This window comes from Klebsiella sp. 10982 (assembly GCF_048589245.1).
GTDB lineage: Bacteria > Pseudomonadota > Gammaproteobacteria > Enterobacterales > Enterobacteriaceae > Klebsiella > Klebsiella quasivariicola.
This window is the reverse complement of record NZ_JBMAXV010000003.1, coordinates 233,847-248,691: the sequence shown is the minus strand read 5'-3', so window position 1 is coordinate 248,691 and position 14,845 is coordinate 233,847. Positions and strand designations below refer to the sequence as shown.

The 14,845-nt window shown below is 57.8% G+C and carries 11 protein-coding genes and 1 tRNA gene; 5 read left to right on the top strand and 7 right to left on the bottom strand.

Annotated elements, in window-relative coordinates:
- The first annotated feature begins 2 nt into the window (after window positions 1-2).
- From yejM to eco, 4 genes are all read left to right on the top strand, one after another.
- The gene (gene yejM / locus ACKLKD_RS04305; protein WP_087806195.1) at window positions 3-1,763 is read left to right on the top strand and encodes an LPS biosynthesis-modulating metalloenzyme YejM; all 1,761 of its coding nucleotides are present in this window, start codon (window positions 3-5) and stop codon (window positions 1,761-1,763) included.
- 76 nt (window positions 1,764-1,839) lie between these two features.
- Window positions 1,840-1,916, top strand: a tRNA-Pro gene (locus ACKLKD_RS04300).
- Window positions 1,917-2,108: 192 nt separating this feature from the next.
- Complete coding sequence (locus tag ACKLKD_RS04295) at window positions 2,109-3,218, top strand: AI-2E family transporter (RefSeq protein WP_087806193.1); 1,110 nt, start codon at window positions 2,109-2,111, stop codon at window positions 3,216-3,218.
- A 149-nt stretch (window positions 3,219-3,367) separates the two neighbouring features.
- Window positions 3,368-3,859, top strand: a complete 492-nt coding sequence (eco, locus tag ACKLKD_RS04290) for a serine protease inhibitor ecotin (RefSeq protein ID WP_025711620.1) — start codon at window positions 3,368-3,370, stop codon at window positions 3,857-3,859.
- 54 nt (window positions 3,860-3,913) lie between these two features.
- Here the strand turns inward: eco and mqo are convergent, their stop codons facing one another.
- A complete protein-coding gene (gene mqo, locus ACKLKD_RS04285; RefSeq protein ID WP_087806191.1) occupies window positions 3,914-5,548 on the bottom strand; it encodes a malate dehydrogenase (quinone) in 1,635 nt (544 codons plus the stop codon).
- Between the two features lie 280 nt (window positions 5,549-5,828).
- Here mqo and ACKLKD_RS04280 point away from each other — a divergent pair, with 280 nt between their 5' ends.
- Window positions 5,829-7,067, top strand: coding sequence for a SulP family inorganic anion transporter (locus tag ACKLKD_RS04280; RefSeq protein ID WP_025711618.1), 1,239 nt, complete (start codon window positions 5,829-5,831; stop codon window positions 7,065-7,067).
- On the opposite strand, the gene mgtE is transcribed toward ACKLKD_RS04280, so the two are convergent.
- The 6 genes from mgtE to ompK36 form a co-directional block, all read right to left on the bottom strand.
- Window positions 7,030-8,466: a magnesium transporter gene (gene mgtE, locus ACKLKD_RS04275; protein ID WP_080896925.1), complete on the bottom strand. Its 1,437-nt coding sequence runs from the start codon at window positions 8,464-8,466 to the stop codon at window positions 7,030-7,032. The two genes, ACKLKD_RS04280 and mgtE, sit on opposite strands and share 38 nt — an antisense overlap.
- A 150-nt stretch (window positions 8,467-8,616) precedes the next feature.
- Complete coding sequence (locus tag ACKLKD_RS04270; protein WP_025711615.1) at window positions 8,617-10,260, bottom strand: multidrug ABC transporter permease/ATP-binding protein; 1,644 nt, start codon at window positions 10,258-10,260, stop codon at window positions 8,617-8,619.
- Window positions 10,261-10,334: 74 nt separating this feature from the next.
- Window positions 10,335-10,988, bottom strand: coding sequence for a DNA oxidative demethylase AlkB (gene alkB / locus ACKLKD_RS04265; RefSeq protein ID WP_087806189.1), 654 nt, complete (start codon window positions 10,986-10,988; stop codon window positions 10,335-10,337).
- Entirely contained in the window at window positions 10,988-12,052 is a 1,065-nt protein-coding gene (gene ada, locus ACKLKD_RS04260) for a bifunctional DNA-binding transcriptional regulator/O6-methylguanine-DNA methyltransferase Ada (RefSeq protein WP_025711613.1), read from the bottom strand. The genes alkB and ada overlap by 1 nt, the downstream gene beginning before the upstream one ends.
- Before the next feature lie 73 nt (window positions 12,053-12,125).
- Window positions 12,126-13,178, bottom strand: coding sequence for an FAD:protein FMN transferase ApbE (apbE, locus tag ACKLKD_RS04255; RefSeq protein ID WP_025711612.1), 1,053 nt, complete (start codon window positions 13,176-13,178; stop codon window positions 12,126-12,128).
- A 103-nt stretch (window positions 13,179-13,281) separates the two neighbouring features.
- The gene (gene ompK36 / locus ACKLKD_RS04250) at window positions 13,282-14,400 is read right to left on the bottom strand and encodes a porin OmpK36 (RefSeq protein WP_025711611.1); all 1,119 of its coding nucleotides are present in this window, start codon (window positions 14,398-14,400) and stop codon (window positions 13,282-13,284) included.
- Window positions 14,401-14,845: the final 445 nt, after the last annotated feature.

Here is a 14,845-nt window from a genome sequence, read left to right as displayed (position 1 = left end):
ATATGGTGACTCTACGTCAGCCCTACCGAGAAAAAGTCTCCCAGATGGTTAGCTGGGGGCACTGGTTCGCCCTGTTCAACATGTTGTTGGCCATGGTGCTCGGCAGCCGCTACCTTTTTGTCGCCGACTGGCCGACGACGCTTGCCGGACGACTTTTTTCGTACGTCAGTCTCGTCGGGCATTTCAGCTTTCTGGTGTTTACCAGCTATGTGCTAATCCTCTTTCCGTTGACCTTTATCGTGGTCTCGCAGCGCCTGATGCGCTTCCTGTCGGTGATCCTTGCCACCGCCGGGATGACGCTGCTGCTGATAGACAGCGAGGTTTTTACCCGCTTCCATCTGCACTTAAACCCGGTCGTCTGGGAGCTGGTCATCAACCCTGACCAGAATGAGATGGCGCGCGACTGGCAGCTGATGTTTATCAGCGTCCCGGTCATCTTTTTGATTGAGATGCTCTTCGCCACCTGGAGCTGGCAAAAGCTGCGCAGCCTGACGCGCCGCCGCCATTACGCCCGCCCGGTCGCCTGGTTCTTCTTTTTGTCGTTCGTCAGCAGCCACCTGGTCTATATCTGGGCGGACGCCAATTTCTATCGCCCGATCACTATGCAGCGGGCGAATCTGCCGCTCTCCTATCCGATGACCGCCCGTCGTTTCCTTGAGAAACATGGCCTGCTCGACGCCCAGGATTATCAGCGTCGTCTGGTGGAGCAAGGGGCGCCGGAGGCGGTATCGGTCCAGTATCCGCTTAGCAACCTGCGCTACCGTGACCTCGGCGCGGGCTACAACGTGCTGCTGATCACCGTCGACAACCTGAACTACTCGCGGTTTGAAAAGACCATGCCGGCGCTGGCGGCATTTGCCAAAGAAAACGTTAACTTTACCCAGCATATGAGCTCGGGCAATACCGCCGACAGCGGCCTGTTTGGCTTGTTCTACGGTATTTCGCCTGGCTATATGGACGGTGTCCTCTCGGCGCGTATTCCCGCCGCGCTGATTACCGCCCTCAACCAGCAGGGCTACCAGCTGGGCCTCTTCTCCTCCGATGGGTTTAGCAGCCCGCTGTATCGCCAGGCGCTGCTCTCCGATTTCTCGCTGCCGAGCGCGAAGACCCAGAGCGACGAGCAGACGGCCAATCAGTGGATCGGCTGGCTGGACCGTTACGCGCAGGATGAGAATCGCTGGTTCTCGTGGATCTCGCTCAACGGCACCACCCTCGACGACACGCAGCAGCAGGGCTTTGTCCGCCGTTACAGCAAGGCGGCAGGTGACGTCGACGCCCAGATCGATCGTGTGCTGACCGCGCTGCGTGAAGCCGGCAAGCTCGATAATACGGTGGTGATCATCACCGGCGGCCACGGCAAGGCGCTGAATGCGAAAAGCGATCGCTTTGACTGGTCGCGCGAGCAGCTGCAGGTGCCGCTGGTGATTCACTGGCCGGGCACGCCGGCGCAGGAAATTGCCACCCTGACCGATAACAAAGATGTGATGACCACGCTGATGCAGCGTCTGCTTCACGTTTCGACGCCGGCCAATGAGTACTCGCAGGGTGAAGATCTGTTCAGCGCCGCGCGACGTCGGAACTGGGTCACCGCGGCCAACGGCGATACGCTGGCCATCACCACCCCGACCATTACCGTGGTCCTCAACCATAACGGCACCTACACCACCTGGAGCCGCGACGGTGAGAAAATCAAAGATCAGAAACCGCAGCTCAGCCTGTTGCTGCAGGTCCTGACCGATGAAAAACGCTTTATCGCTAACTGATTGATTAATTATGAATCAATCGCGCGCCCCCCGCTTGCATTCGCCTGGGGAACGGGTAATATTGTTCCCCACGCGTCGGCACGTAGCGCAGCCTGGTAGCGCACCGTCATGGGGTGTCGGGGGTCGGAGGTTCAAATCCTCTCGTGCCGACCAAAAACTCCACAGAAACCAGCCTTAATGGCTGGTTTTTTTATGCCTGTTTTTGACGTTTGCCGTCCCCCGCCCGCTGAGGTTCCCCCTTTCTGCGTCACATCGTTAATCGTTAAGAGTGCGACTATCCTGATGGTAAATTACGTCGTAGCATCTATTATTCGAATGTATGACTCATAAGCAGGAGCGGATAACATGAGAGTTAATGGACTTACAAAAGGATTTTTCATCCTTATCGTCTTTATTGTGACCCTGGCCTTTTTCGATGTTCTCTCACCCTATTATTCCGCCATCCTCTGGGCTGCAATCCTCGCGGTGATTTTTAATCCGGTCAAAAACAAGATCCGTACCCGCCTCGGCGAACGCAATGGCCTCGCGGCCCTGATGACCGTCGTCATTATCTGTCTTATCGTGTTTACACCACTGGCGATTATTCTGTCGTCACTGGCCTACGAGCTGAATCTGGTATACAGCAAACTGCAGCATAACGACACCCAGTTCCCGACGGTGGTCGCCAGCCTGTTCGCCCACCTCCCGGGCTGGGCCAGAAGCTTCCTGGCCGAGCATAACCTCGATAGCGCACAGCAGATCCAGCAGCACCTCTCCGATGCCGCTTTGAAAGGGGGTCAATACCTGGCGGGCAGCGCCTTTATGATTGGTAAAGGGACCTTTGGCTTCACCGTCAGCTTCGGCATTATGCTGTACCTGCTGTTTTTCCTGCTGAAGGATGGACCTTACCTGGTGCTGTTGATCCTTGAGTCTCTGCCGCTATCGAGCTATGTGAAGCAGCACCTGTTCGCAAAATTCGCCGCGGTGGCTCGCGCGACGGTGAAAGGCACCGTCGCCGTGGCGCTGGCGCAGGGGGCACTGGGCAGCTTTGCCTTTTGGGTTGCCGGTCTGGACGGCAGCATTCTCTGGGGGGCGCTGATGGCCTTCCTGTCGCTTATCCCGGCGGTAGGCTCGGCCATTATCTGGGTACCGGCGGCGATTTATCTCTTCGCCACCGGGCAGCTGTGGCAGGGGGCCTTTATCGTTGGCTTCTTTGTGATTGTGATTGGCCTGGTGGACAACATTCTGCGTCCGCTGCTGGTGGGCAAGGATACCAGGATGCCGGACTACCTGATCCTGATCGCCACTCTCGGCGGCATGGAAATCTACGGTATCAACGGTTTTGTGATCGGCCCGCTGATCGCCGCCTTGTTTATCGCCTGCTGGAACCTGCTGTCGGGACGGGAACACGCCGGCAACACGGATGAAATTGACGAAGAGTTTATTGAGGAAGCAAAAAATAGCCGTAATGAATAGCTTCCCTGGTCCGCCAGCGCTACCGCGGCGCCAGGTTTGGCCAGTACATAACACTATTCATTTTGAAAAAATTAGTAAATAAAACTTAACATTCAGCAAAGCAATGATAGGCTGTATCAGTCAGGAACGAAAATAAAGGATGATCAACCGTGAAAAAAATCACTACGCTAGCCGTTTCTCTGCTGACCGCCGCCTGCATGTCTGCCGGCGCTCTGGCCGCAGACCAGCCGCTGGAAAAAGTCGCGCCGTTCCCGAAAGCGGAAAAAGGCATGAAGCGTCAGGTTATTCAGTTGCCGCAGCAGCAGGATGAGTCGGCGCTCAAGGTTGAGCTGATGATCGGCCAGACGCTGGAAGTCGACTGCAACCATCATCGTCTCGGCGGGGAACTGGAAAGTAAAACCCTGGAAGGCTGGGGCTATGACTACTATGTCTTTGAGAAGCTGAGCGGCCCGGTCTCCACCATGATGGCCTGCCCGGACGGCAAAAAAGAGAAGAAATTTGTCACTGCCGGCCTCGGGGATGACGCCATGCTGCGCTACAACAGCAAACTGCCGATCGTGGTATACACGCCGACCAATGTCGATGTGAAATATCGCATCTGGCGCGCCGACGAGACTATCGGCAACGCCGTCGTCCGCTAAGGCAAACCATCAAACCGACAATAAAAAACGGCAGCCCGCAGGCTGCCGTTTTTGTCAGAGCGCGATATCCGCCATCGGCTTGCCGCCGCTCAGCGGCTTAAGCTCCACCTGCGGGGCCTCATCCATCGCCCCGGCTGGCTCATATTTCAGCTCCAGCACTTCACTGGTCCACGCCAGCGCTTTCTCGATCTCCACCGGGTTGCCATCAAGGCGGATACCGTAAGTCGGAATGATCGCCTTCAGCTTGGCCTGCCATTCCGGCGAGTTGACTTTGTCTTTGAACACTTTCTCCATCAGCTGCAGCATGATAGGCGCCGCGGTGGAGGCGCCAGGCGACGCGCCCAACAGCGCGGCGACAGTGCCTTCGTCATCGCTGACCACTTCCGTGCCCAGACGCAGTACCCCACCTTTCTTCGCATCGCGCTTGATGATCTGCACGCGCTGACCGGCCTGCCACAACCGCCAGTCTTCTTTCCGTGCTTCCGGATAGTATTCACATAGCGCGGCCAGACGATCTTTATCTTTCTGCATCACCTGACTAATCAGGTATTTCACCAGATCGAAGTTATCCAGGCCGACGTTGAGCATCGGCAGAATATTCGAGGTATTCGTCGAGGCCAGCAGGTCCCACAATGAACCGTTCTTCAGGAAGCGGGTCGAGAAGGTGGCGAATGGCCCGAACAGCACCACGCGTTTACCGTCGATAATACGGGTATCGATGTGCGGCACCGACATCGGTGGCGCCCCCACTTCGGCCTGGCCGTAAACCTTCGCCAGATGGTGGTTCACCACCTCCGGATTTTCACAAACCAGGAACTGGCCGCCGACCGGGAAGCCCGCATACTCTTTGGCCTGTGGAATGCCGGTCTCTTGCAGCAGCGTCAGCGCCGCGCCGCCGGCGCCGATAAAGATAAATTTCGCTTTAATGACTCGCTTTTGACGACGGTTGTCAGCATCCGCCAGAGTGACCGTCCAGCTCTTGTCGGCGTTACGCTTGAAGCGACGCACCACGGTGCCCAGCTGCAGGGAGAAATTATCATGCGTTTGCAGGCCGGCGATCAGCTGGCGGGTGATTTCGCCATAGTTGACGTCAGTCCCGACTTCAGTGCGAGTGGCAGCCACCTTTTGCAGCGGGTCGCGGCCTTCCATCACCAGCGGCGCCCAAGCTTTGATCTGCTGATGGTCTTCAGAATAGCGAATACCGCGGAACAACTCGCTCTGCTGTAGCGCCGCATAGCGCGCACGCAGGAAATTGACGTTATCTTCGCCCCACACAAAGCTCATGTGTGGCACGCTGTTAATAAAAGATTTTGGTTTGTTCAGGATGCCGCGTGTCACCTGATGCGCCCAGAACTGACGCGAGATGTGGAAGGCTTCGTTGATGTCGACCGCTTTGTCGATATTGATGCCGTTGGCGGTCTGCGGCGTATAGTTCAGCTCCATCAGCGCCGCGTGGCCGGTACCCGCATTGTTCCACCCGTTTGAGCTCTCTTCTGCCACGCTGGACATCTGCTCAACCATGGTAATAGACCAGTCTGGCTCAAGCTCCTGCAGCCAGGTTCCCAGTGTGGCGCTCATAATGCCGCCGCCAATCAACAATACATCCGTCTCTTGCTCATGGCGGGTGTCGGTCCGAGTGCTGTTGGGACCAACCGCCTGTGAGCGTGGTACGGCCATCTTTTTATTCATCGGATTTGAGCCTTACTTTACTCGCTGTTTTTATTTAGCGCAGGTGATACGATTCTCACCTCTCACGTTACCACCGAAGCTCAAAAATTTAAATATTGTTTAAATTTTAAGTTCTGTTTTGAGATCCGTTATAAAAATGTTTAATAAATGTATACACCAAATCACTTTTTGTACTGGTACCCTGGCGGATTCCGCGCTATCATCCCTGGTTTTGTGACAGACCGCACGGAAGCCGAACCTGCCACCGCGCCTCCTTTTTTATAAGCTGCGAACTTTTTTTATGCCCCCTATTTCTGAACCCGCCGCGTCCGGCAACCTGCGTCCGATCCTGCGTTCTCCGTCGCTACTGACGCGCGAAGTCCTGGCCGGGGTGCTCACTGCGCTCGCTTTAATCCCTGAAGTGATTTCGTTTTCGGTCATTGCTGGCGTAGACCCGCAGGTGAGCCTGATTGCTTCCGTTGTACTCTGCCTGGCGATGTCAGTCCTCGGCGGACGCCCGGCAATGGTCACCGCCGCCGCGGGCTCGGTGGCGCTGGTGATTGGCCCGATGGTGCATCAACACGGCGTGGGGTACATTTTACCGGCTGTCATTCTGGCGGGTATTATTCAAATTTTGTTTGGCCTGTGCGGCATGGCGCGCCTGATGCGCTTTATTCCCCCGGCGGTGATGACCGGGTTCGTCAATGCCCTCGGGATCCTGATTTTCTTCGCCCAGGTGCCGCATTTCTGGACTCGACAACCGTTAATCGTCGGTCTGTTTGTCCTGACCCTGCTTATCGTCCTGTGGGCGCCGCGCTTTATTAAGGCGATCCCGGCGCCGCTGATTGCCATCGTCGCCCTCACCCTCTATACCGCGACCACCGGCCAGCTGCTGCCGACCGTGGGTGATGAAGGTTCGATGAGCGGCGGCTTGCCGGGGTTTACCGCCCTGACCGTTCCCCTGAACCTGACCACGCTGCAGATTATCTGGCCGTGCGCCCTCAGCATCGCCTTTGTCGGTCTGATGGAGTCCCTGCTGACGGCTAAGCTGGTGGATGATCTCACCCACACCCCGTCGAACAAATCGCGGGAAAGCGCCGGGCTGGGTATCGCCAATATCCTTGCCGGTTGCTATGGCGGTATTGCTGGCTGCGCGATGATCGGCCAGACCATTGTTAACGTGGAAATGGGCCAGGCCCGCAGCCGCCTCTCAACGGTTATCGCCGGTCTGGTGCTGCTCCTGCTGGTGACGGCGCTCAGCCCGGTGATGGCAAAGATCCCGATGGCGGTGCTGGCAGGCGTAATGGTGATTGTGGCGGTGAAAACCTTTAGCTGGCACAGTATTCGCCCGAGCGAACTGGCGCGTAATCCGTGGCCGGAAACGCTGGTGATGCTGGTGACCGTCGCCGCGACGGTGGGAACCAGCAATCTGGCGATCGGCGTGCTGGCGGGGATTGTCGCCATGGCGCTCATCCCCCGCCGCCTGCGGGCGACAGCGCCGGCTACATCAGAAACAGCGTCGCCAGACCAAGGAAAATAAAGAAGCCGCCGGTGTCGGTAATGGCGGTGATCATTACGCTGGAGCCGACCGCCGGGTCGCGACCCAGCTTCACCATGACCATCGGAATGATCACGCCCATCATCGCCGCCATTAACAGGTTGAGCATCATGGCCAGCGTCATCACCCCGCCGAGCTGCGGATCGTCATACAGCCACCAGGTGATGGCGCCCATAATCCCGCCCCACACCAGGCCGTTAATCAGGGCGACCCCCATTTCACGCAGGATCAGGAAGGTAAAGCTGCCGGGCTGGATCTGCTGCAGCGCCATCGCCCGGACGATCATGGTGATCGTCTGATTGCCGGTATTGCCGCCGATGCCGGCAACGATCGGCATCAGCGAGGCCAGCGCCACTAACTGCGAGATGGTGTGTTCAAAGCCGTCGATGACCCTGGAAGCGATAAACGCCGTACACAGGTTGACCGCCAGCCACGCCCAGCGGGTTTTCACCGCTTTGCTGACCGGGGCGAAGACATCTTCTTCATCGCTCAGGCCGCCCATCCGGCGCAGATCGTTATCGGTCTCTTCATAGACCACATCGACGATCTCATCGATGGTCAGACGCCCAATCAGCTTGCCGTCAGCATCAATAACGGCGGCACTGAGTAAGTCATCACGTTCAAAGGTACGGGCCACCTTCTCCGCCTCTTCGTGCGGCTGAAAGGTGACCGGATCGCCCTCCATCACCTCCCCCACCCGCTTTTGCGCATCATTGAGCAGGATGGTCTGCAGCTCCAGCTCGCCGAGCAGCAGCTTATTGCGGGTAGTGACGAACAGCTTATCGGTGTTCTCCGGCATTTTCCCCAGCCGCCGCAGATAGCGCTGCACCGCCGCCAGGGTAGCCTCCGGCCGCACCGTAATCACCTCAAACTCCATGATCGACCCGACGCTGTTGTCGGCGTAGCGCATGATCTGGCGAATACGGGCGCGCTTCTCGGCTGGCAGGGTCGCCAGCAGCCGCCCGGTCAGGTTGCGCGGCAGATGCTGCAGCAGATAAACCTGTTCATCGATATCCAGCGGCTGCATGGCCTGCAGCAGCTCGTGGTCGCTCATTTTATCGATGAGATCGCCCCAGACATTTTCTGAGGCTTCCAGCAGCACCTCGCCGCGTTTATCGTCGGATACCAGGCACCACAGCGCGGTGCGGGCGTCATAGGGGAGCGCTTCCAGCGCATCGGCGAGATCCGGCGGCGGCAAATGCGAGACCAGGATCTCGACTTCCGCCAGGTCATCGGCCAGCGTCCCTTCATCGTAACGTTCGGCCAGCGTCAGTTTGCCCAGCAGCGCGGAGGTCACCGCTTTATCGGTGCTCAAGAGCCAAATCAGACGGGCGCGCTCTTCGTCACGCAAGCGGGCGCTTTTTTTATGCAAAACGGACATCGATCGGGCAATCCTTTTGAGAATAGTGAGCCGGCCTGCGGGCCGGAAGCCTTAAGCATAGCGCGAGGAGGGGGAAATAATAACCGTCAGCGATGTAGACGCTGAAAATTTCAGCGGCGCCCGGGCTTTTCCCCGGGCGCACGGCGAGTGTCAGGCCGTGCGGGCCACCGCATCGCGGGAGGCCTGTTCACGCTCTTCACCGGTGAGTTCGGCGAGCTGGCCGGCACGCATTTCCAGCAGACGATCGGCGTGCTGGAAGTAGTGATCGTCATGGCTGATGGCGAAGACGGTTTTCCCCATCTGCTTCATCAGCGGCAGCAGGACCTGATAGAACTCGCGGCGGAAATGCGGATCCTGATCCGCCGCCCATTCATCCAGCAGAATGATATCCCGGGACTCGGCCAGCGCCAGCAGGAGCGCCACACGCTTCTTCTGCCCTTTCGACAACCGCAGGTCGGCGATTTTTCCGTTCTCCAGCTGCAGCTTGTGAGTCATTTGCAAACGATCCAGCCATGTTGCCACCAGCGCCGAATCGGCCTCCTCGCCCTGCGGCCCGAGCAGGCGGTCGAACAGCCAGACGTCGGTAAACACCGCGGAGAACAGTTTGCGGTACTCCTCCGGTTTCTCCGCTGCCAGCGGCTGGCCATCCACGAGGATCTGTCCGGAAACCGGCTGATACAGGCCGGTCAGGAGCATCGCCAGCGTTGACTTACCGCTACCGTTGCCGCCAATCAGAAACACCAGTTCGCCGCGCTTTAGCGTCAGATTAAGCGGCCCTACGGCAAAGCGCTGGTCCGGATAATGGAAGGTGACATCGCGCAGCTCCAGCGTCTGCCAGTCAGGATGCGCCTGCGGCCGGGGAAAGTCGGCCTGGTAGGGGGCAAGCGAGAACTGGCGCAGCTTGTTAAATGCCACCTGAGCGCTGAGCAGGGTGGGCAGCGCACCGACAGCGGACAGCAGTGGCGTACGCAGAAACAACAGCGTCAGGGAATAGGTTGCCGCCACCGCGGTATCAGCCCAGCCGAGGCTGTTGGCCATCCAGAACACCAGCCCGATGGCGCCAAGCATCATAATATTCGACCAGTTAACCGCGCTGAGATGGAAGGTATCGGCGCGAACAATATGGTGCCGATACTCCCGGGCGTCCGGGAGGTAGAGCTGATTAAAGACATATTCCGCACGCTCGCGGTTGAGGGTCAGCTCTTTACGCCCCTCCAGCACCGTCTGATAGTCGTGATACAGTTTATCTTCCGTTTCGCGCAGGCTGGCCATATGTTTGTACACCCGCGACACCAGCACAAAACCGCCCCAGATGGTGAGCGCCATCCACAGGGCAGTCACCAGCATCATTTTACCTGACAGCCAGGCGAGGTAGGCCGCGGAGCCGAAGGTGAGAATGATCCCCTGCACCAGCTCCGGCAGGCGCACAAAGGCGATGGTGATATTGCGGATATCGCTGGTCAGCCCGGCAAGCAGCGACGCACTGCCGATCTTCTCTACTTGTTCAATCTGGGTATCGAGAATGCGTTTAACAAACTCACCGCGCAGACGATAGACAAAATGGTGGCCGAGGGTGGTCAGCGCCAGCTGCGAGCCCAGGGTCACCGCCATCAGCAGCCCCAGCAGACCAAGAAACTCCGGCAGGACCCGCAGCGACATATCGACAGTCGTGATCAGCCGCAGGTTAATGAAAGCGATTAAGCCGATACCCAACGCAGCGCTGAGCAGGCTGAGAGCAATAACGCCCAGAAACGGCCAGCGATACTGGCGCCAGACGAGAGAGAGAAGTTCCATAACAGGCTATCCGCAAAAGCAAAACAGCGAGCAGTTTAAACGGCTCGACGGTGACATCAAGAATAATTCTTATTTTAATCGCGGGAACGCCCCGCCAGACGAAAGGTAAGGTTGTAACGACAGTCGCCCGTTTCCGGATGATGCCCCGCTTTCAGCGGCTGAATACCATGATAAAACAGACGCGATGCCCCGCCCCAAACCACCACATCGCCATGCTCCAGCAGCAGCCGCTGCAGCGGGTCGCTTCGCTGCAGACCACCAAACTGAAAGACAGCGGGCAGACCTAACGAGACCGAGACGATCGGCGCCCGCAGATCCTGTTCGTCCTTATCCTGATGCAACGACAGTTTGGCGCCCGGCTGATAGTGGTTAATCAGACAGGCATCGGGGGAAAAGCCCGGATAGCCGCCGGCCGCGGCGGCCTCAAGCGCCAGTTCACGGAATACGGCAGGCATCGACGGCCAGGGATTGTCGGTTAGCGGATCGACGGGCGCGTACAGATAGCCGTGACGATCGGTGGTCCAGCCCAGAGGGCCGCAGTTGGTCACAGCGACCGACATGGTGTACCCGCCAGGCGTCACCATCTGGCGAAACGGCGACTGACGGGCGACGTCGGCAATCGCCTGCAGCAGCGCCGGGGCGCGCTCGCGGGCAAAGCACCGGAGCACCACCGCGCCGGGGGCCAGCGGCTCCTGCCACGGTGGGGTATCGCTAAACAGATCGAGCATTACTCCTCCTCATGTTGGGCCTCGCGCGCCAGTAGCTGCGCTTTTCGCTCTATTCCCCAACGATAACCTGACAGGGCGCCATCTTCACGCACCACCCGGTGACAGGGAACGATCACCGCCAGCGTATTCGCCGCGCAGGCGCCGGCCACCGCTCTTACCGCCCGCGGCTGCCCCATCTGTTCCGCTACCTGGCGGTAGCTGCGGGTCTCGCCCACCGGGATCTGTCGCAGCGCCTGCCAGACCTGCAGCTGAAATGCGGTGCCCTGCAGATCCAGCGGCAGCGATACCGGCCGTCGGCTGTCGTCAAGGTGGGCGAAAATCTCGGCCATCTGGCGGCGAAACTCAGGGTCACCTTCACGCAGCTCGGCATTAGGGAAGCGCCGGCGCAGGTCGTCGAGCAATACCGCATCGTTATCACCCGGCAGCACCGCACAGACGCCGCGTTCGCTGTGCGCCACCAGGCAGCGACCCAGCGTGCAGTCGCCCGTCGTCCAGGTCACCACGGTAGTGGCGCCGCCGCGGCGGAACTGGCTGGCGGTCATCCCTAATGCGGCATCGGCCTGGCGATAATAGCTACTGCTGTCGGGAAAACCAGCGGCCAGCGCGGCGCGGGTCACCGTACTTCCCTGCTCCAGCGCTTCCCGCAGACGCCGCGCCCGCCACGCCTGCTGCCAGCCTTTGGGGGTCATACCGGTGACGGATTTAAACAAACGGTGGAAATGAAACGGACTCACCGCCAGCTGGTGGGCCAGCGCCTCAAGGGTCAGGGGGGCGTCCTGCTCCAGTAACCGGCAGGCCTGCGCCACTTTGTCGACCCTTTGCTGCTGCGGATCGTCTTTATCCGGCTGGCAGCGTTTGCAGGGGCGGAACCCCGCCGCCACGGCGGAGGCAACGTCGGCAAAAAAGCGCACGTTTTCCCGCCGCGCGCGCCGCGAGCGACAGGAAGGGCGGCAGCAGATGCCGGTAGTCAGTACCGCAAAGACAAACTGACCGTCGGCCCGGGTATCACGTTCGCAGACCGCCTGCCAGCGGCGGTCATCGGTATCGATAACTATCGGTTTCATGACGGGTCTCCAGCTGTAAGTGTATCCTCAGTCTGCGGCGAAGCCCGCGGCAAAAAAACCGCAATCTTGCTTTTTAATTTTTCTCGCCGACGAGGAAAGTGCGGAACTGCGGCGACATCCAGGTTTTAAACCCCTCACCCTCTTTAACGATCATATAGACCGCCAGCCCCTGCTCGCGCACCACCTGCTGCGCTTTTTCCGGCCCCAGCACCATCAGTCCGGTATCCCAACCATCCGCCTCCAGCGCCGTTGGCGCAATGACGGTGACAGAGACCAGTTTATGGGTTATCGGCTGCCCGGTCTGCGGATCGATAACGTGGGAGATGCGTTTGCCATCGAGTTCATAATAGTTGCGATAGCTGCCGGAGGTGCTGATGCCGTGGCCATTGATGTCGACAATCGCCTGGACGGCGTTTTCCCGATCGGTCGGCTTCTGGATTGCCACCCGCCAGGGCTTGCCTTCGCCGTTCATCCCGCGGCTGACCAGCGCCCCGCCCACCGACACCAGATAGCGGGAGATCCCCTCCTGCTCCATCAATCGCGCAAGGTGATCGGCGGCATAGCCTTCCCCCACGGTGGAGAGATCGACAAACAGATCGGGAATATCTTTTTGCAGGAACTGCCTGCCGCTCTGATTGATAACCTGCAGATGCTGCAGGCCGGTGCGTGCTTTCGCTGCGGCAATCGCCTGCGCGTCGGGGGTGGTGACCGGCTGCTTATCCGGGCCAAAGCCCCACAGATTGACCAGCGGCCCCACGGTGATATCCATCGCGCCGTGCGTTTTGGCGCCAATCCGCAGCGACAGGGTCACGATATCCGCCATCGCTTCGCTCACCGGCCAGGGACGGGTATCCGCCGCGTGGTTGAAACGCATCAGCGCCGAGTCGTTTTTCCAGGTCGACAGCAGGCGATCGTCGGCATCCAGCTGGGCCTGAACCCTGGTGCGCAATGCCTGGGCTTTTGCTTCATCGACGCCAATCACGCTGACCCGCCAGAAGGTGCCCATCGTTTTGCCATCCAGCACAGTGGCCGTCGAGGTCGGGGTTGCAGGGGGGGTAGCTGAATCGCAGCCAGAAAGCAAAACGCAGGCGCCCAGCAGCGCGGCGCGAAAGAAAGTCATATCCATTAATCGAGGCTCCTCTTACCAGGGCGACAAGAGTATACCAGCGAGGTTAAACCAGACATAAAAAAAGGCGCCAGAGGCGCCTTTTTGTTATGCAGCTTGCAACTTAGAACTGGTAAACCAGGCCCAGTGCAACCACGTCGTCGGTAGAGATACCAGCGCGACGAGTGAAGTCGTTTTCATCCAGCAGGTTGATTTTGTAGTCAACATAGGTGGACATGTTTTTGTTGAAGTAGTAGGTCGCGCCAACGTCAACATATTTCAGGAGGTCCTGGTCGCCGTAGCCTTCGATGTCCTTACCTTTAGACTGCAGGTACGCCACGGACGGACGCAGACCGAAGTCGAACTGGTACTGAGCAACCACTTCGAAGTTCTGTGCTTTGTTAGCAAAACCGCTAATAGAGTCAGACTCTCCGTTGCCGCTGAAACGAGTTGCGTTGTAGGTCTGGGTGTACTGAGTCGCCAGGTAAACGTTGTTGGCGTCGTATTTCAGACCACCGGTGTAGGTTTCAGCGTTGTCACCACGGCCTTTATCCAAACGGTTCTGATCGCCGTTACGTTTGGAATGAGAGTACGCGAAACCAGCGCTGATGCCATCATAAATGTCATAAGTCAGAGAGGTACCGAAGCCGTCGCCGTTCTGTTTCAGAGCGCCACGACCGTTGTTGGTCGGAGAAGTACCTTCACCGCTGACGCTGCCGTTTTTACCCTGATACTGCAGAGCAAAGTTCAGGCCGTCAACCAGACCGAAGAAGTCAGAGTTACGGTAGGTTGCCACGCCGTTAGCACGGGACTGCAGGAAGTTGTCAGAACCGTAGGTGTCGCCGCCGAATTCCGGCAGAACGTCGGTCCAGGACGTTACGTCGTAGACTACGCCGTAGTTACGACCGTAGTCGAAAGAGCCCGCGTCGCCAAATTTCAGACCGGCGAATGCCAGACGAGTCCATGCCTGATCGCTGGAGCTTTCAGTGTTGTTCGCCTGAACGTTGTATTCCCACTGGCCGTAACCGGTCAGCTGGTCGTTGATCTGGGTTTCGCCTTTCACGCCTACACGCATGTAGGTCTGGTCGCCGTCGACGCTCTTGTCGTCAGAGAAGTAGTGCAGACCGTCGATTTTACCGTACAGGTCTAATTTGTTGCCGTCTTTGTTATAAATTTCAGCCGCATTTGCTGCGCCTGCTACCAGCAGAGCCGGTACCAGGAGGGACAGTACTTTAACTTTCATGTTATTAACCCTCTGTTTGTTATATGCCTTTTATTATGCCACTGCTTACTGATTACCCTTCTAATCAGTCGGCTATTTCATTGTGCTGCAAAATGCAGAATAATCCAACAAGAATATGATACTAAAACTTCTAAGATGTTTCAATGTTCCCACAAGATGTTTCAATTTGTAAATTCAGCGGAACTTTTTTCACCCCAAAACGGTCAGGGAAATACGCATCAATAATCAAAAAAAATATTTAGGCGTTTATAATCAATTAGATAAAACTCGTTAATCGTATAGCACTGAATGGTAAAACAAAATCATCATTGGCGACTAAAATATGACTCGCTATCATCATTAACTTTATTTATTACCGTCATTCAGTTCTGAATGTCTGTTTACCCCTATTTCAACCGGATGCCTCGCATCCGGTTTTTTTTACCCTTCTTTACACAACTTTAAT